This is a genomic window from Streptomyces sp. yr375 (genome assembly GCF_900110755.1).
In the GTDB taxonomy this organism is placed as follows: Bacteria; Actinomycetota; Actinomycetes; order Streptomycetales; family Streptomycetaceae; genus Streptomyces.
The window spans coordinates 1-17,088 of the sequence record NZ_FOFF01000070.1 but is presented as its reverse complement, the minus strand read 5'-3'; the positions used below and the strand labels follow the sequence as shown (position 1 = coordinate 17,088).

The 17,088-nt window shown below is 67.6% G+C and carries 12 protein-coding genes and 1 pseudogene; 6 read left to right on the top strand and 7 right to left on the bottom strand.

Features of this window, described 5'->3' with window-relative positions; genetic code table 11:
* Nucleotides 1-51: 51 nt before the first annotated feature.
* Genes BMZ82_RS37095 through BMZ82_RS37085 form a run of 3 tightly spaced genes read right to left on the bottom strand, consistent with a single transcriptional unit; the run spans nucleotide 52 to nucleotide 2,538 of the window.
* Nucleotides 52-885: a DUF4253 domain-containing protein gene (locus tag BMZ82_RS37095; protein ID WP_093781805.1), complete on the bottom strand. Its 834-nt coding sequence runs from the start codon at nucleotides 883-885 to the stop codon at nucleotides 52-54.
* A gap of 55 nt (nucleotides 886-940) precedes the next feature.
* Nucleotides 941-1,738: a helix-turn-helix domain-containing protein gene (locus BMZ82_RS37090; protein ID WP_093781804.1), complete on the bottom strand. Its 798-nt coding sequence runs from the start codon at nucleotides 1,736-1,738 to the stop codon at nucleotides 941-943.
* Nucleotides 1,735-2,538: a peptidoglycan-binding protein gene (locus tag BMZ82_RS37085; RefSeq protein ID WP_093781803.1), complete on the bottom strand. Its 804-nt coding sequence runs from the start codon at nucleotides 2,536-2,538 to the stop codon at nucleotides 1,735-1,737. Before BMZ82_RS37085 ends, BMZ82_RS37090 begins: the two co-directional genes overlap by 4 nt.
* A gap of 288 nt (nucleotides 2,539-2,826) precedes the next feature.
* Here BMZ82_RS37085 and BMZ82_RS37080 point away from each other — a divergent pair, with 288 nt between their 5' ends.
* The gene (locus BMZ82_RS37080; RefSeq protein WP_093781802.1) at nucleotides 2,827-3,273 is read left to right on the top strand and encodes a peptidoglycan-binding domain-containing protein; all 447 of its coding nucleotides are present in this window, start codon (nucleotides 2,827-2,829) and stop codon (nucleotides 3,271-3,273) included.
* A gap of 77 nt (nucleotides 3,274-3,350) precedes the next feature.
* Here BMZ82_RS37080 and argS read toward each other — a convergent pair whose 3' ends face one another.
* Nucleotides 3,351-5,123 (bottom strand): arginine--tRNA ligase, encoded by a 1,773-nt coding sequence (argS, locus tag BMZ82_RS37075; RefSeq protein WP_093781801.1) that lies wholly within the window; start codon nucleotides 5,121-5,123, stop codon nucleotides 3,351-3,353.
* A gap of 166 nt (nucleotides 5,124-5,289) precedes the next feature.
* On the opposite strand from argS, the gene lysS reads away from it, so the two are divergent.
* On the top strand, nucleotides 5,290-7,044 hold the full coding sequence (lysS, locus tag BMZ82_RS37070) for a lysine--tRNA ligase (protein WP_093781800.1): 1,755 nt from the start codon (nucleotides 5,290-5,292) through the stop codon (nucleotides 7,042-7,044).
* Nucleotides 7,045-7,053: 9 nt separating this feature from the next.
* On the opposite strand, the pseudogene BMZ82_RS37065 reads toward lysS, so the two are convergent.
* Nucleotides 7,054-8,175 (bottom strand): annotated as a pseudogene (locus BMZ82_RS37065) (DUF2637 domain-containing protein); the annotation flags it as partial.
* 44 nt (nucleotides 8,176-8,219) lie between these two features.
* Here BMZ82_RS37065 and BMZ82_RS37060 point away from each other — a divergent pair.
* From BMZ82_RS37060 to BMZ82_RS37045, 4 genes are all read left to right on the top strand, one after another.
* Entirely contained in the window at nucleotides 8,220-9,752 is a 1,533-nt protein-coding gene (locus BMZ82_RS37060; RefSeq protein WP_177244853.1) for a site-specific integrase, read from the top strand.
* Between the two features lie 83 nt (nucleotides 9,753-9,835).
* Nucleotides 9,836-11,491, top strand: a complete 1,656-nt coding sequence (locus tag BMZ82_RS37055; RefSeq protein WP_256252312.1) for a hypothetical protein — start codon at nucleotides 9,836-9,838, stop codon at nucleotides 11,489-11,491.
* Nucleotides 11,488-13,641 carry an integrase gene (locus BMZ82_RS37050; protein ID WP_093781797.1) on the top strand — a complete coding sequence of 718 codons (2,154 nt, stop codon included), beginning with the start codon at nucleotides 11,488-11,490 and terminating at the stop codon, nucleotides 13,639-13,641. The genes BMZ82_RS37055 and BMZ82_RS37050 overlap by 4 nt, the downstream gene beginning before the upstream one ends.
* Nucleotides 13,638-14,048 (top strand): kinetochore Spc7 family protein, encoded by a 411-nt coding sequence (locus BMZ82_RS37045; RefSeq protein WP_093781796.1) that lies wholly within the window; start codon nucleotides 13,638-13,640, stop codon nucleotides 14,046-14,048. The genes BMZ82_RS37050 and BMZ82_RS37045 overlap by 4 nt, the downstream gene beginning before the upstream one ends.
* Before the next feature lie 127 nt (nucleotides 14,049-14,175).
* Here BMZ82_RS37045 and BMZ82_RS40455 read toward each other — a convergent pair whose 3' ends face one another.
* Together BMZ82_RS40455 and BMZ82_RS40450 are read right to left on the bottom strand one after the other, a co-directional pair.
* Complete coding sequence (locus BMZ82_RS40455; RefSeq protein WP_143098988.1) at nucleotides 14,176-14,796, bottom strand: hypothetical protein; 621 nt, start codon at nucleotides 14,794-14,796, stop codon at nucleotides 14,176-14,178.
* A gap of 122 nt (nucleotides 14,797-14,918) precedes the next feature.
* Nucleotides 14,919-16,952: a hypothetical protein gene (locus tag BMZ82_RS40450; protein ID WP_177244852.1), complete on the bottom strand. Its 2,034-nt coding sequence runs from the start codon at nucleotides 16,950-16,952 to the stop codon at nucleotides 14,919-14,921.
* Nucleotides 16,953-17,088 lie beyond the last annotated feature (136 nt).

The following is a 17,088-nucleotide window of genomic DNA, read 5'->3' as shown; positions in this document are numbered from 1 at the left end:
AACGGGCGGTCCCGGTCTCGGTCTCGGTCCCGGTCCCGGTCTCTGTCCCAGTCAGTCCCACCAGAAGGTCCAAGTGGGCTCGGCTATCAGGTCCTCGGCGTAGGCGCGCAGGGCGTTCGGGCCTTGCTGGGTGATGTTGTCCGGGCAGAACGCGAAGTGTTCCGCCGCGACGGCCTCGGCTTCGGCCTGTGTGGTGGGCGGGGCCGCCACCGACACGACCAGGGTGTCGAAGCCGAGCGCCACCACCCGGATGCCGAAGCGGTCCTCCCAGGAGCGCAGCACCGCGCAGAGACGGGCCACGTCGTTCTCGTAGTTCAGGGGGCCGGTCCAGCCGATCGCCGCCGGGATGTCCGCGGACCTGCGTGCCGCGACCAGGGCGAGGTGCGGCTCCTTGAGCCAGGTCCGGGTGCCGTCCGTCAGCGAGTCCGCGATCTGGGCGGCGCGGGTGTCGGGGGTGGCCGTGGGGGCAGCGGCGGGGGCCAGGCCCGGCCAGTCGGGGCCGATTCCCTCCGGCCCCTCGGTTTCCTCCGGCCCCTCCGTCAGTTCTTCTTCCGCGTTGTCCTCCCAGTACTCGGCCAGGACGTCCTCGGCGTCGTGGTCTCCGGGGTACGACATGTCGCCGGGCATCAACTCCCAGTCCGCGGGGCCGCCTTGGGTGCCGCCCACGTCCACCAGCACCGGGAGCAGGCCGGTTCGGGCGGCCTGGGTGCCCAGGGCCTTCCAGGTGCCGGGGGCGGCGGCCTTCTCCGCGTGCCACAGCAACGGCTCGTGCCACGGGCCCTCGTCCGTCGTGTCGATCAGTCTCCCGGGCGGGAGTTGCAGCCCGAGGGAACGGCCGCTCGGATCGGTCGCCAGTCTGGGCAGCGGGTTGGGAAGAGTCGCCATACCGGTGACTCTAAAGGGAGGGTCTGACAGTGGGCTGGGAGTGCGGTCGAGGGTGTTAGTCCACCTTGGCGTTGAAGCACTCCTTCTCGCCGCCGTTCGCGGGCAGGAAGCAGCCCTGGACCACGGTTCCCGGGCCGGTCGCCGTCATGGGCGTGTGGACGTAGGTGTCCGCATCGGCGCGGTTTCGCACCCGGGCGGTACGGCCGCGCAGTTCGACGCCGTCGCCGATCCGCGTGCCCCACGCCCGTACCCACGTGGTCCCGCACACCCTGCTGTACCGCAGTTGCGCCGACGCCCCGGTGGACGTGAGGTACTCGACCAGGGTCTCGGGACTGCCGCCGCACCTCGTGACCGCCGGGTCCTCGCCCTCGCAGGCTGTGTCCCGGCAGTGCGGGCCGGTGGGGGTGGGGGACGCCGTCGCCGATGCCGACGGCTGGGTCGTCTCGTCCTGGTCGGGGAGCAGGAGCAGCGTCAGCAGGACTGCCGCGAACAGTGCGGCGGAGATGGATGTCAGGAGCGCTGCTGCCCGTGTGCCCCGGTGATCCGCAGGCGGGGGCGTGGGTGCTTCTAGCGGTGGCGTCGGGGGTGTTTCTCTTGGTGGGTCGCTTCCTTCCGACTTCGCCAGCTCCCGGAGTGCCAGGCAGCGGCCGTCCGGTTCGTCGGCGAGGCGGCACAGTTCCTGGACCGCCTGGCGCGGGGGAAGGGTTCTGCCGTTGAGGTAGCGCTCCCAGGACGACTTGCTGAACGTGGTCCGGGCCGCCAGTTTGGCCAGGCTCAGGCCCGTGCGGTCCTTCAACTCCCTCAGTGCGGCGGCCAGTTTGGTGCTCTCCGGGGAGGGTGCGGGCGACGTCATGCGCGCAGGGCCTTCCAGGTGTGCGGGCCGACCATGCCGTCCACGTCCAGTCCGGACCGTTTCTGGAGGGCCTTGACCGCCCGTTGGGTCAGCGGGCCGAACATCCCGTCGATGCCGCCCGGCGAGATGCCCGCCCTTCGTAGCAGGCACTGTGCCTCGGCCACGTCGGGGCCTGCGCTGCCGTACCCGATCTCGGCGTTGCGGGTGCGGCTGATGCCCGCGTACCAGAGGCCGTCGGTCCGTACGATCCGGCAGGTGTACGTGGGGGGCGATGCGGGTGCGGACGTCGATGTGACGGGTGGGGCGGGGGGTGCGGTCGCCGCGGCGGTGCCGGTGCCGTTGCCGTGTAGGCGTACGGCCAGGAGGGTTGCCGAGGAGGCGGCCAGGACCAGGGCCACCGCTCCCGCGATCAGCGTGACGCGCAGCGAACGCTCGGAGAACTGGCTGAATCCGGCGTCCTCTGTCCCTGTCCCTGTCCCTGTCTCTGTTGTTGTCTCTGTCGCCGTCTCCGTGATCGGTGCCGGTGTGCGTTCGCTGGTCCAGGTGTCGGTGGCGAGTTCGTGCAAGGCCAGGAGGTGGGCCGGGTCTGCGCCGCCGATGCGGGCCAGGGCCTCCACGGCCTCCCGGGGTGGGAGTGATCGGCCGCCGAGATAGCGCTCCCATGATTTCTGGCTGTAGCCCGTCTTCGCGGCCAGTTGACGCATGCTCAGCTCGCCGTGGTCTGCGAGTCGGCGTAGCTCCGTCACCAACTGTCGTACGGACGGGTCCAGTTCGGCGGACAGCGGTTTGCGGCGCGCCATGTTCCCCCCAGATGCGGTCATGAACCGTGGTCAGCGGCCCCCCGCTCCGTCGCATTCTGCATGACCATCACACCATCCGCACAAGGTCTGCCGCAGCCGTCCCGTCGTAGCCGTCCCGTCGTGCCGTCCCGGGGGACGGTGTCCGTGCAGGTCAGGGGGTGGGACGTCCCGACAAGCCGTCACTTGTGCGGCGGCCGTGGCGGGCCCGGCGGGGCCGGCCGCATCGTGGTGTCGTCACCGGCCCGGCGAACGGGCCAGGTGCCGACCCACGACCGGAAAGAGGCACGCATGCGACCGAACGTCCTGCTCAGGACCCTCGTCGGACTCACCGCCGTCGCCGGACTCGCCGCCGGATCCCTGGCGACCGCGGGCACCAGCTTCGCGGCGTCCACGCCGGCCGCGCAGTCGGCGGTGAGCGGGCAGTCCGCCTCCCTGCTGGCGACGCAGAACTTCGGCCTGACCAGCGCCGAGGCGAAGAACGTGCAGCGGTGGCTGGCGCAGTACTGGAGCTACACCGACGACATCGACGGCCAGTTGGGCACCAATAGCTGGAAGGCGTTCCAGCGCTGCCTCAAGACCTACTGGGGCTACACCGACTCGATCGACGGCGACCCCGGCCCCAACACGATCAAGGCGCTCCAGCGGCTCCTGAAGTCCGGCTACGGCTACACCGGTGCGATCGACGGCGACGCCGGGTCGGGCACCCGCGCCGCGTTCAAGCGGTTCGCCGCCTGACGTCCACATCGATGAACGACCGTGACCCCGTCCCTCGGGGGAGGGCGGGGCCACGGTGTGTCGAGCTGCGGGACGGGTCAGAGCTTGTCGGGGGTGCGGATGCCCAGCAGGGCCATGCCCAGGTGGAGCGTGCGGCCCGTCAGGTCGACCAGGAAGAGGCGGTTCTCGACGACCTCCGGTGCGTTGTCGGGGGACAGCACGTGGCACTGGTCGTAGAACGTCGTCAGCTGCGAGGCCAACTGGTAGAGGTACGCGGCCAGCTTGTGCGGTTCGTACCCCGCGGCGACCTCCGCGAGCAGCTCGCCGAACTGGTCCAGGTGCAGGCCCAACGCCCGCTCCGCCGGGGCCAGTTCCAGCTCCGGGTGGGCGGTCGGGCGGGCCTCGCCCGCCTTGCGCAGGATCGACTGGATACGGGCGTACGCGTACTGGAGGTAGACCGAGGTGTCGCCGTTCAGCGAGACCATCTGGTCCAGGTCGAACTTGTAGTCGCGGACGGCGGACGTCGACAGGTCGGCGTACTTCACCGCGCCGATGCCCACGTACCGGCCGTTCTCGACGACCTCCTCGTCGGTCAGGCCCACCTTGTCGCGCTTCTCGCCGACGACGGCCGTCGCCCGGTCCACCGCCTCGTCGAGGAGGTCGACCAGCTTCACCGTCTCGCCCTCACGGGTCTTGAACGGCTTGCCGTCCTTGCCCAGGACCGTGCCGAACGCCAACTGGTGCGCCTTGACGTCCTCGTTGAGCCAGCCCGCCCTGCGCGCCGTCTCGAAGACCATCTTGAAGTGCAGCGACTGACGGGCGTCCACGACGTAGAGCAGGGTGTTCGCCTTGAGGGCGAAGACGCGGTCGCGGATCGCCGACAGGTCGGTCGCCGCGTAGCCGTAGCCGCCGTCCGACTTCTGGACGATCAGCGGGACCGGGTTGCCGTCCGGGCCCTTGACGTCGTCGAAGAAGACGCAGAGCGCGCCCTCGGAGCGCACGGCGACGCCCGACTCCTCCAGGAGGCGGCAGGTCTGCGCCAGCATGTCGTTGTACCCCGACTCGCCGACGATGTCCTCGTCCCGGATCTCCATGTCCAGCTTCTCGAAGACGGAGAAGAAGTAGATCTTCGACTCGTCGACGAACTTCTGCCAGATCGCGAGCGTGTGCGGGTCGCCGGCCTGGAGGTCGACCACCCGGCGGCGGGCCCGGGTCTTGAACTCCTCGTCCCCGTCGAACAGTTTGCGCGCGGTCTTGTAGAGGCGGTCGAGGTTCGACATCGCCTCCTCGCCGCTGACGCCTTCCGACGCCTTGTGGTCCAGCTCGTGCGGGTGCTCGTCCAGGTACTGGATGAGCATGCCGAACTGGGTGCCCCAGTCGCCGATGTGGTGGCGGCGTACGACCGTCTCGCCCGTGAACTCCAGGATCTGCACCACCGCGTCGCCGATGACCGCCGACCTGAGGTGACCGACGTGCATTTCCTTCGCCACGTTCGGCTGGGCGTAGTCGATGACCGTGGTGCCGGGGTGGGCGGCGTGGGGCACGCCGAGGCGGCCTGTGTCCGCGTACCGCGCGGCCAGGTTCTCGGTGATCGCCCGGTCGGTGATCGTCACGTTCAGGAAGCCGGGGCCCGAGACCTCGATCTCCTTGATCACGTCACCGGTCACGACGTGCGACACGACCTGCGTCGCCAGCTCGCGCGGGTTCGCCTTCGCCTTCTTCGCGAGGGCGAGGATGCCGTTGGCCTGGAAGTCGGCCCGGTCGCTACGGCGCAGCAGCGGGTCGGCGGGGCCGGCCTCCGGCAGGGCTGCCGAGAGGGCCGTCGCGAGTCGCTGGTGGACCGAAGCGGTGAGGGACGTGACCGGGGCCATGGGAGTGGGTGCCGTTCTCCTGGTGGGGATGGATAGACCCGCCCAGTATCCCATGGGGGGTAAAGCCGTTTTCCCGGGCGCGTCGCGGTCTGGGAGAATGGGGCCGTCAGCGAGCGCAGCGGCTTCAGCGAGCAGCAGCCTTCAGAACGACTGAGAACAAGAGGACGTGCCGATCGTGGCTCAGAGCACCGAAACCACCGACTGGGTCTCCCGTTTCGCGGATGAGGTCATCGAGGAGTCGGCGCGCCGAGCCCCGGGTAAACCCTTGGTCGTCGCGTCCGGGCTGTCCCCCTCCGGGCCGATCCACCTCGGCAACCTGCGCGAGGTCATGACCCCGCACTTCGTCGCCGACGAGCTGCGCCGCCGCGGCCACCAGGTCCGGCACCTGATCTCCTGGGACGACTACGACCGCTTCCGCAAGGTGCCGGCCGGTCTCGCCGGGGTCGACGAGTCGTGGGCCGAGCACATCGGCAAGCCGCTGACCTCGGTCCCGGCCCCGCCCGGGTCGGCGTACCCGAGCTGGGCCGAGCACTTCAAGGCCGCCATGGTCGAGGCGCTCGCCGAGCTGGGCGTCGAGTTCGACGGGGTCAGCCAGACCGCGCAGTACACCTCCGGGGTGTACCGGGAGCAGGTGCTGCACGCGGTCGCGCACCGCGCCGACATCGACGCGATCCTCGACCAGTACCGGACGAAGAAGGCCCCGGCCAAGCAGAACCAGCAGAAGCCGCTCGACGAGGCCGAGTTGGAGGCCGCCGAGGGGTCGGGGGCGGCCGGTGAGGACGACGGCAGCGCCGCGGCCGGCGCCGGGTCCGTGGGGTACTTCCCGTACAAGCCGTTCTGCGGCAACTGCGAGAAGGACCTCACCACCGTCACCTCCTACGACGACGACACCACCGAGCTGTCGTACACGTGCACCGCCTGCGGCTTCGGTGAGACCGTCCGGCTGAACGAGTTCGACCGCGGCAAGCTGGTCTGGAAGGTCGACTGGCCGATGCGCTGGGCGTACGAGGGCGTCGTCTTCGAGCCGAGCGGTGTCGACCACTCGTCGCCGGGCTCCTCCTTCCAGGTCGGCGGGCAGATCGTCGGGATCTTCGGCGGCACGCAGCCCATCGGGCCGATGTACGCGTTCGTCGGCATCAGCGGCATGGCCAAGATGTCGTCGTCCAAGGGCGGGGTGCCCACCCCGGGCGACGCGCTGAAGATCATGGAGCCGCAGCTCCTGCGCTGGCTCTACGCCCGCCGCCGCCCCAACCAGTCCTTCAAGATCGCCTTCGACCAGGAGATCCAGCGGCTCTACGACGAGTGGGACAAGCTCGACGCCAAGGTCGCCGACGGCTCCGCCCTTCCGGCCGACGTCGCCGCGCACGCGCGTGCCGTGGGCACGGCCGGCGGCGACCTGCCGCGTACGGCGACGCCGCTGCCGTACCGGACGCTCGCCTCCATCGCCGACATCACCGCCGGCGAGCAGGAGCAGGCGCTGCGCATCCTCGGCGAGCTCGACCCCGAGAACCCGCTGCGCTCGCTCGACGAGGCCCGGCCGCGCTACGACAAGGCCGAGGCGTGGATCAACACCCAGGTCCCCGCCGACCAGCGCACCATCGTGCGCCAGGAGCCGGACGCCGAACTGCTGAAGTCCCTCGACGAGGCCGCCCAGCAGTCCCTGCGGCTCCTGCGCGACGGCCTCGCCGACCACTGGTCGCTGGACGGTCTCACGCACCTCGTCTACGGCGTTCCCAAGGTGCAGGCCGGATTCCCGGCCGACGCCACGCCCAAGGAACTCCCGCCGGAGATCAAGACCGCCCAGCGGACGTTCTTCGCGCTCCTCTACCACCTGCTCGTCGGCCGTGACACCGGTCCGCGGCTGCCCACGCTGCTGCTCGCGGTGGGGCAGGAGCGGGTGCGGGGCCTGCTCGGCGAGTAGCCGCCGCGGTTACGCGATGTGGTCCTCTTCCAGTTCCGCCGCGTGGCGGTTCTGGAAGCGCATCACCATGCGCTTGGCCTCCGCGTCCGGGACGGGCGTGCCGTACGTCGCCTCGACGTCGTAGCTGAACTGGCTCGGCGTCGGGTAGCCGCTGCCGCTCATCGACGACTGCTTGAAGATCTGGTAGTACGCCTCTTCGTCCGGCTCCACGACCGGCGTGCCGCCGCCCTCGCCCAGCTCACGGCTGCGGTTCGGGCCCACCGGGATGGGGAAGGAGCCCGTCTCCTCCGGGGACGGCTCCTGGACGGGGGGCTCCTCCTGGTACGGGTCCGCGTACTGCTCGGCGTGCTGCTCGGCCGCGTACCAGTCGGCGTACTGCTCCGCCGGGTCGTACGTCGGGTCGTAGCCGCCCTGGTAGGCGATGGCCCGGGGGTCCCGCGCCTGGAGCCACGGGTTCTGCTCGTCCCCGGGCGGCTGTGACTGCGGAGGCTGTTGTTGCTGCGGCTGCGGCTGCGGCTGTTGTTGCGGTTGTTGCTGTAGCTGCTGCTGCACGGGGGCCGGGGCCAGCTCCTGCTGGGGGGCCGGTGCCGGGGCCGGTATCTGTGCCTGTACCGGGGCCGGGGGCAGCAGGGCCGGTTCTATGCCTGCCGCTGCCAGGCCCGCCGGGGCCGTTTCCGCCAGGGGGACGCCGTAGCGGGCCAGGCGCAGGGGCATCAGGGACTCCACCGGGGCCTTGCGACGCCAGGCCCGGCCGAAGCGGGAACGCAGCCTCGCCTGGTAGACGAGACGTTCCTGCTCCAGCTTGATCACCTGCTCGTAGGAGCGCAGCTCCCACAGCTTCATACGCCGCCACAGCAGGAACGTCGGCAGCGGGGAGAGCAGCCAGCGCGTGATGCGCACGCCCTCCATGTGCTTGTCGGCCGTGATGTCCGCGATCCGGCCGATCGCGTGCCGCGCCGCCTCCACCGCGACGACGAACAGGATCGGGATCACCGCGTGCATGCCCGTGCCCAGCGGGTCGGGCCAGGCCGCCGCGCCGTTGAACGCGATCGTCGCCGCCGTCAGCAGCCACGCCGTCTGGCGCAGCAGCGGGAAGGGGATGCGGATCCACGTCAGCAGCAGATCCAGGGCTTCCCTGATGATTCAATGAGTTCAAGCGTCAAGGGAGGCGTGCGATGGGGTCGTGGTTCGTGGTGTGGGTGCCGGATCCGGGGCAGTGGGGATCTCTGTCGCCGGAGGGGGTGTTGGGGGTGCGGGATCTGCCGGATGCCGTGGCCCGGATCGGGCTGCGGTCCGGTGATCCTGTGTTCGTACGGCCGGGCGGGGTGGTGGATACAGACCTGCTGGACTTCGTCCGCTCGAAGGAATTCCGGAGCCTGGAGCGGGAGACGAAGCGGAACTACGCGACGGATATCCGGCTGCTGTTGGAATTCCTGTCTTCGCGGCGAGTGCCATGGAGGAAGGCCACCGAGCAGGATCTGGCCGACTACCGGAACTGGCGATGCGAGGCACCGGCGAACCCGGAGCGGATCGGCGGAGCGAAGTGGAACCGGGAAGCGGCGGCGTTCACAAAGCTGTTCACGTGGGGGAAGGTTCGCCCGTTGCCGGTGGACGTGTCGCGACGTGAGGACCGGGCGGCGGATTCGGTCAGTGCACGGGTGTCGTGGCTGACGCCGCGGACCTGGGCTCTGTGGTCGGACATCGGGTTGCGTGGTCACAGCAGGGTCGGGGCGCCGGTGCTGGGGTGGGACGCGCGGACGGAGTTGCGCAACACGGCTTTCGTGCAGCTGTTGCTCAGTTCCGGGCTGCGGCGGCAGGAGGGCGGATCGCTGCTGACGTTCGAGTTGCCCACGCAGCAACTGCGGCGTGGCAGGTACTGCCATGGCGCCATCGCCGGGGAAGTGACCAGGGCGAAGAAGGGGCGAACGTTCTACGCGTCGGTGGATGCGGTCGGGCAGGTCGAGGCGTACATCGAGTCGGAGCGTGCCTGGGCGGTCCAGCGGGCCCAAGCGGAGGGCCGATATGAGCGTCTGCCGGTGATGAGGCTGGTCACAAAGGTGACGCACGGGCTGAAACCGATGGTGGAGTGGGTGGACCAGGACGGGGCCATCGGTGCGCGGGAGCTGGGCCGGCTGGGGTGGCGTGAGCGGCAGTGGCTGTTCATGGAGGGACCAGAGGGCCCGGAACCGGCCTGGCTGTGGCTGTCCGAGCAAGGTCTGCCTATGGCCCCGGACCGCTGGAACGGCGTTTTCCGATCCGCGAACCTGCGCTGCGAAGAGGTCCTGCTCACGCCGGGGGAACGGCAGCTGGGGCGTGGATTCCGGCTGGCGGAGGTACGCGGCAAGAGCCCGTACGCGACACCGCACTCCACCCGGCACTCCTACGCGCTCTACATGCTGGTGGTGCTGAACGAGCTGATGGAGAACCGCTACGGGCTCTCGCAGAAGGACCGACGGGACTTCGCGTTGCTCTTCGGCGATCCCTGGTGGCTGGTGAAGACGCTGCTGGGGCACGCGGACGTGGAGACGACAAAGCGGCACTACCTGGCGCCCGTCGCACACCTGCAGCTGGAGTCGATCCTCGCCGCGGCCGAGAGCAGTGACGAGCAGGACGAAGAACGCGGAAATCTGGACGACGTCTTCGCACGGCTTGCACGAGAGTCCGCCGGTATCCAGGACATCGGCACCCTCTTCGGGGAGGCATTGTGAGCCGGCGCGGGCACCGGGCTGGGCTGCCTCCGGCGGATCACCGCACCGAATCGCCGCTGAGGCCGGACGGTCTGCTGGTCACTGTGATCAACAAGGCGGGCTATCAGAAGGAGTTCGATTTCTCCGAGTTGCCCGTTCCTGAACCCATGCAGCGCTCGCTGGCCCGGTTGTACGCGGCTCGGTCAAGGGCCTGGACCAGCCACGAGACCGCCAAGACCTGCTGGTCCAGGGTGATGGCCTTCGCCACGTTCCTGTCCGAGCTCGAGAACACTCCAGAGGATCTGGATGGTGTGACCGTGGCTGTGCTCAAGCGCTGGCGCGCTCGTCACGTCAGTACTGTCACCGGCAAGGCGGTACTGAGCACGGTGCGCCTCTTGCTGCAGCAGGACCCGCGATTCGCCAGCGGGCCCGTGACGGAGGAGTTGCTGCGGCGCTTCCCCGCGGCGAAGCCCAGCAAGCAGTCCTACGCGGACGACGAGCGTAAACGTGTGGTGCTGACCGCGCAGCGGCAGTTCAGGGTGGCGCGGCTGCGGATCGAAGGTAATACCCGTCTGCTGAGCGCGTGGCGGGCGTGCGAGTTGGAGGAAGGTAGCGAGGACTGGCGGCTCGGGGAAGTTCTGGAGCATCTCGCACGTACGGGAGACGTCCCGCGGCGCATCCTGCCGAGCGGCCAGCCTTATGTGGATCACCGCAACCTCCTCGGCGGTGCCGGTCCTGAGCACACATGGGGCCGGTTGTTCCTGTCGCGCACGGAGTTGACGGCGCTGGCCGTCCTTCTCACCGACCGGTTCGCCTGGAACCTGAAGATCTACGACCGGATGCCGGCTCCGACCGCCGGCCCGTCCGTGGGGGAGAAGACCTCGATCACCTATCAGGTCGAGGTGGAGAAGCACCGTGCGGGCCGAGGGCGGTGGTTCTCCACCGAGAACATCACCGACTCCGGTGCCGACTCCCCGGGACGGCTGATCACGCAGGCGCTCGCGGCCACCGCACCCGGCCGCGACCTGGCTGCCCGGCTGGCCCCGGGCACCGACCTGCTGATGGTCTCGCGCCTGTACGCCCCGGCGAGGGCCGCTCACCGGCACCAGGACACGGAGCGTCCGCGGCCGGTGGGTCCTTTGTCCTTCGGCATCTCCTACGACGACGCCCAGCGCTGGCAGCAGGCACATGACCTGGGTGGCTCGCCCTTCCAGCGCGTACGTCGCACGACGGTGACCCGAGAGGGCCACCCCCGGCAGCATTCCCAGAACACCAACGAACGCGTCTACGTCCTGCCCGACGAGAACGTTCAGCGCGCATCACGGAGCGTCTTCGCGGACGGCGCCGAGGAAGCCTTGGACCAGGCTGAGGCCGCGGTCTTTGGCGGGCATCTCGCCGACGCCCCGGACCCCGCTCACGCACAGACGGTCACGGTGGACTGCGAGGACGAGTCGACCAGTCCCTGGCCCGCGCCGGAAGGCGGTTGTGGGGCCGACTTCATGCTCTGTCTGGCCTGCAAGAACGCTCACGTCCACCCCGGACACCACCCTCGCCTCGCGCTCCTGCGACAACAGCTCGAAAGCCTTCGCTCCGTGCTGGATGACGGCACATGGGACAAGCGGTGGCACGACCACTCGCTGCGACTTGAAGACCTGCGCGACAAGGTCGGCGCCGCAGCCTGGGACGCGGCCTTGGCCCGCGCCGGCACCGACGACCACGCCCTCGTCCACCTCCTGCTGAAGGGAGACCTCGCGCCGTGACCAGCGCTCTCGCCCACGAAGCCGACCCATACATCCTGCCGACGCCCACCCCGGACAGCCCCGTGGTGCTGCCGCAGTGGATCAGCTCCGGCAACACTCACCCCAACTCCCGCTACCGCGACTCCGTCTGGTCCCTGGCCCCACTCATCGACAATCCAGGCACCACCCTGATTTCGATCCACTGGAAGAACTGCCCGGCACCCTTGCGGGACGAGATGAAGCTCGTGGTCTGGTCCTTGATCAACGGCGAGCGGAGACCCACCTTCCTCCGTACCAAAGGGCTCTCGGCCCGGGGACGGGGCTCGGCCCCGACCATGATGCAGAAGTACTGCGAATGGTTCCGGCTGGCCCGTTGGCTGCACCAGCAAGGCATCACCCGCCTCGCGGACTGCACCACGGACCAGTGGCGGGCCTACTCGGGAGAGCGGCGGGACGAGGGCATCAGCCGGGTGCATGCCGAGATGGTCTTCGGCTACTTCACCGACTTGTGGGTGTACGACCAGCTCAGCGCCCGCCCGGCAGGAATCAGTTGCCCGCCGTGGGAGGCCGAGGGCGTCGACGACTACCTTCCCGTCGCCGATGGCACGGACAAGGCGGAGAACTCGACCGAACCACTCGACCCGCAGGTCTTGGGCCCGCTGCTCATCTGGGCGCTGCGGTTTGTCGACGACTTCTCTGACGACATCCTGGCGGCCTGGGCCGAACAGCGCCGCCTGATGGACGTGGCGGCGAACAACACCGCCACCTCGGCGAGCCGGGCCGCACTCAAGGAGTACCTGCTCCCGCTGGTCAAATCGGGTGCCCCGCTGCCCGCCGCACACGTCAAGGGCAGGCTTTACCTGGCCCGCGACTACGTTGCAGCACACACCGGCGCCACCCACGCCCAGATCGAGCGACTCGTCAAGCTGCACAACGTCCAGGACCTCGTCCTTGAACGCCCCGCTCCCTGCCCCCTGAATGCCCCGGTCACCGGAGAGGTCGAGGGCAGCCCCTGGCGCGACTACATCGCCTTCGGCGAAGCCACCACGCTGATGCAGCACCTGGGCACCGCCGCCGCCATCGTGATCGTCTACCTCACAGGCATGCGCCCCCAGGAAGTTCAGGCCCTGCGCTCGGGCTGCTGCCTCGACCCCGAGCAGACCACCGACGGCACCACGGGTCGGCACCTGATCCGCAGCCACCACTTTAAGAACGTCCTCGGCGACAACGGCAATCACGCCTCCGCCGGCGAGGTACGCGACGTTCCCTGGGTCGCGATCACCCCAGTCGTCCGCGCCATCCGCGTCCTGGAACGAATGGTCCCCGAGGGCGAACTCCTCCTCAGCGCCGCCCACCACGACGTTCACCGCCCCGGCGGCAAGCAGAACCAAGGAGCGATGCGGCGCACGTCTCTGAACCGGCGGATCGAGTCCTTCGTCGTCTGGGTGAACCGAGAGGCCGAGGCCCAAGGGCTGCCCGATCAGGCCATCCCCGAGGACCCGTTCGGCGCGATCGGCATGTCCCGGTTCCGGCGCACCCTGGCCTGGCACGTCGCCCGCCGCCCCGGCGGACTGATCGCTCTGGCCATTCAGTACGGCCACATGCGCACCGTCCTGGACACCCGCACTTCCAGCGGCTACGCCTCACGCAGCCGCCGCGGCCTGCACAGCGTCCTCGACGTCGAGACCGCCCTGGGCGCCGCCGACACGGCCGCCCGCCTTCGGGACCGAACGGCAGCCGGTGAGAAGATCTCTGGACCAGCAGCCCGTCGCGCGATCACCGTCGTCGGACAAGCACCCCGATTCGAAGGCCGCTTGGTCACCAGGACCTTCGCGAAGAAGGCCACCGCATTCCTGGCCCGGGACGGAATCGTCCTCTACGACAACCCGGACGCTTTCCTGATCTGTGCTTTCAAGCACGACAACGCGCTCTGCGAACCCGATCCCGGCGCCACCGCGCCGAGGCAGTACGCCTGCAAATCCGGCTGCGGCAACACCGTCCGCACCGACACCCATGCCCGCCAACTACGCGAACGGGCCGACGAGATCGACCAGCTCGCCGACCATGCACCCGGACCCATCGCCCGGAAACTGCAGGCCAACGCCGCCCGGCTGCGCGAGACGGCCGTAACCCACGACGCCACTGCCCAGACCATCGAGGCTCTGACATGACCCAGCAGCACCAGGACGAGCGCATCCGCATCCGCAAGGCCATGGACCGCCTTCTGGCCGGGCAGCCCACCACCTCTAACGGCAGCCTCACCGTCACCGCCCTGGCCGTCGAAGCCGACGTCCACCGCATGGCCCTCATGAAGCGGCACTCAGACCTGAAGAACGAGTTCTACGAACGCGTCCGCAACGAGGCCCAGCAGGTGCCCGAGACCGAGAAGAGGCTCCGCGAGACCGTCGCCAAGCTCAGGAAGACCATCGCGAACCAGAAGGCGGAGATCGACGAACTCCGCCGTCAGGTCACCGGCCTTACGCTTGCCAGCGCCGTCCTCACTCAGCAGCAGGATCCGCCAGCAGTAGCCAAATCGGAGCACAGCAACGTCCTTCCGCTCCGTCCACTGGAACACTGACGGCCCCACAGCATGGGCACGACTTTCATCGCAGCTCCATGAAGCTGGTCCTGCGAGCTGGCTGCCAACAGCCCAGGGTATTTGCCTGTTTTGCTTCCCCTCAAAGTGAGTGGGTGACCTGAAAGCCTCAGTACTTGGCTGAGTCAGCCGCCTTCTTAGAGTCGGGGGAGAGTTCGGGCCCTGGCAGTAGCTGGTCGGCCAGATCTTGCAACCCGTGCCTATCGATGAGCTCTGGAAGCGTGTCCTTGAATGCCTTCAGCAACAGCTTCATAGCGATGAGATCTCCATGCTGCCTGGGAAGTTCCTTGGAGAGGGCCTCTAGGCAATCGAGCAGGGGGTACCACCATGTCCCTCCAACTCGGAGGCTGCGCGAAAGTCGTTGAAAATCCTTGATGTCCAAGGTTTCGATGTCACCAGGCCGTTGTTCCAAGCGGTCCAGGAGCACCATCTCCGGATCACTGTAGAGCTGTTCCTTGAGGTAGCGGAGCCGCGCCAGCCTGGTTCGATCCTCATGATATTGCTCGGCATCGGCACGTGCCTGAGAGCTGAGAGTCAGCTGAACCCGTGCTGACAACTCAGAGTCCGGCAAGCTATGGATTGGGCGGGGGCGTCCGAGAGCCGAATTGAGGGCATCCTCGGCTCCCTTGGAATCCAGGGCATCCCAGCACTCGGTTACTGAGGTGGCCATTCTTACGAGTTCAGTGATCACCATGGATTCTGGGGTGTAGTGATCTGCCTCGTCAGTCAAGATCCATCGAGCGGAAAATACCGCTTTGAAGAAGATTCCTTTAGTGGCGCTAGGCAGAGCCCTGGGTTCGATGAAGACGTGCTCTGTATGTACGAGTGGCCGTTTGCGACGGAATGGAAACCTCATGCAGTGGGATCTCCCAGGGGGAGGACACCAAGGTCCGGGTCAGCTCCGATGCTGTCTTGGAGTTGAGTGCCCGCGCTGCTGCCCCCTCGTTCACGGACCTTACCCAACTCATTGATCAACTGCGCCAATGCCTTCAGTCCAACCCGGTCCGCGACGGCTTCCTGGACGAGGCCGAGTACGTGGTAATAAATACTGCCGTCATCCGCACGGAGCCAGCGAATGATGGCATTGATCACGTCGGGATAGTTGTCCAAGTCGGCAAGAAGTTCGCGCAGGGCGCTGGCGACGTCAGGTTTGGGACCAGCCCCTTTCAGCAACCATGGCAAACCATCCTCATCAACTGACATGAGGGCTAGCACACCCAGGTTCACGGCTGGCGAGCTGGCCTTCCCGGCCTGAGACTGCCACTCCGAGACCGCATTGGAGAACCAGCCTGTCAGTTTGGGGTTTGCTGCCGCCGCGTTGAACGCATTCAGAATGTCGTTGGATACCTGACTGTTCGCGGCATTGTCGGCAACCCTACGCAAACGGATCAGCGCGGGACCGGGCTGATCTTCGATTAGCTCACGACATGCAGCGACCACCAGCTGCTGGGTTTCCGATGTTTTATTGTCAGACCAGGCGTACAGAAAATCGCGGGCTCGCCGACCTAGATGCTCATCTCGTGCGGCTCCAACTAGGACAGCAGTGGCGACGGACAGCCTATCTAGCGCGGCTGCTTCGTCACGGACCTTCGTGAGCTGTGAATCGTCCTGGTGGTGCGCGAGGACATTCAAGATCGCCTGCACTGCAGGATCATCGGCGGTGCTGCCCTCTCCGCCGCAGGAGACCATCCACCGGATTAGCCGTTCATGCAACGGGTGGTACTGGTCCCAAACGTGGATTAGCAGGGCCTCCCCGTAGTTCGGCGAGTCGAACTGCGCTTCCCCGTAGTGCACATCGGCGCCGATAGTGTTCAAACGTGTGCGCAGGCCGACCCCGGCGAGGACCGCTTTCAGGTCCACGGACCTTTTCTTGTCGGCAGATTTCTCCAGGCTGGTTGAGTTCACGCCAGCCAGGATGTCGGACAGTCGTTGGGCATCGTCCTGGATCTGGGACATAGGTCCGGAATGCCTGACAGCCAGGGCAAGGGATAGACAGCGGTCGTCGACGTCGAGGACCTGCACGGTAGTGTCTGATTCAGTCGACGGTAGCGTGCTGATCTTCGTGCTGTCGGCAAATCGGATGTTCAAAATTTCCCCCCATCCCCCGGCAAGCTCCTGAATCTCAGACTGCAAATGGTCTTCGTAGCTCGAAGGGTCAACCCCTTCGTCCGCAGCCTCCCGAGTGATCTCGCCCCTCAGCGCGATCATCTCGTCGACCAGGCGCACAGCGCGGACGGGAGACCAGTCTGTGATGTTTTCCTGCACTGTTGTGTCGTTCAGGTACTCCAACAAGCTGGTGTGTCCGTGAGCTGATAGGTGCTTACGCGCTACTTCAAGAGCTCGTGGGTAGTTGCTCAGCCGTACAACCTTCAGCCACGCAGGTACTTGCCCTGCAACGTGCGACCAGATTTCTGGCGTGACGGTGATGATGAGGTACGAGCCGTTCTTGTTGAGGGTTTGCTCGTACTTCTCAAGGTGACTTAGAAAGGTCCTGTTGATCCGGTCCCGATCCGAATCCTGCAAGTCGAGTACGTAGGCTGATTTTGCTTGAGCCGGGAGTTTGCTGGCCAGCGGATGGTTCCAGCTTGTCTCGACCACGTGGAGATCTACTTCTTCATCGGTCTCCTCAGCGAGCAACCGAAAAGAAAAGGTGGTGGAGCCGTGGTGCCGGGGGGCTACTAGGAGGAGAACGGAGGATTCGACGAGTGCGTTGGCTGCTCGTTCACGGGCTTCCTGCCACTCAGTTGCTGCGACATAGGAAGTGTCGGAGAGAACCTGATCCCGGGCGACCGGGGCAGTCTCCAATAGGTCAGCGGTGCGATGCTCGACGTGAATGGGGCCGGTGGGGTCGGCGATGAGGGTGCCCACGGCGTTGATCGGCGGCACCTGGGCAGGAAGAGTGAGCAGCGCAATCGGTGAGTACGGTTGAGCCGGAGCCGGAGCCGGAGCCGGAGCCGGAGCCGGAGCCGGAGCCGGAGCCGGAGCCGGAGCCGGAGCCGGAGCCGGAGCCGGAGCCGGAGCC

Bases quoted from the DNA above. Each gene is read 5' to 3' on its own strand.
- BMZ82_RS37095 (WP_093781805.1), bottom strand. From the start codon at position 885: ATGGCGACTCTTCCCAACCCGCTGCCCAGACTGGCGACCGATCCGAGC.
- BMZ82_RS37090 (WP_093781804.1), bottom strand. From the start codon at position 1,738: ATGACGTCGCCCGCACCCTCCCCGGAGAGCACCAAACTGGCCGCCGCA.
- BMZ82_RS37085 (WP_093781803.1), bottom strand. From the start codon at position 2,538: ATGGCGCGCCGCAAACCGCTGTCCGCCGAACTGGACCCGTCCGTACGA.
- BMZ82_RS37080 (WP_093781802.1), top strand. From the start codon at position 2,827: ATGCGACCGAACGTCCTGCTCAGGACCCTCGTCGGACTCACCGCCGTC.
- argS (WP_093781801.1), bottom strand. From the start codon at position 5,123: ATGGCCCCGGTCACGTCCCTCACCGCTTCGGTCCACCAGCGACTCGCG.
- BMZ82_RS37060 (WP_177244853.1), top strand. From the start codon at position 8,220: ATGGGGTCGTGGTTCGTGGTGTGGGTGCCGGATCCGGGGCAGTGGGGA.
- BMZ82_RS37045 (WP_093781796.1), top strand. From the start codon at position 13,638: ATGACCCAGCAGCACCAGGACGAGCGCATCCGCATCCGCAAGGCCATG.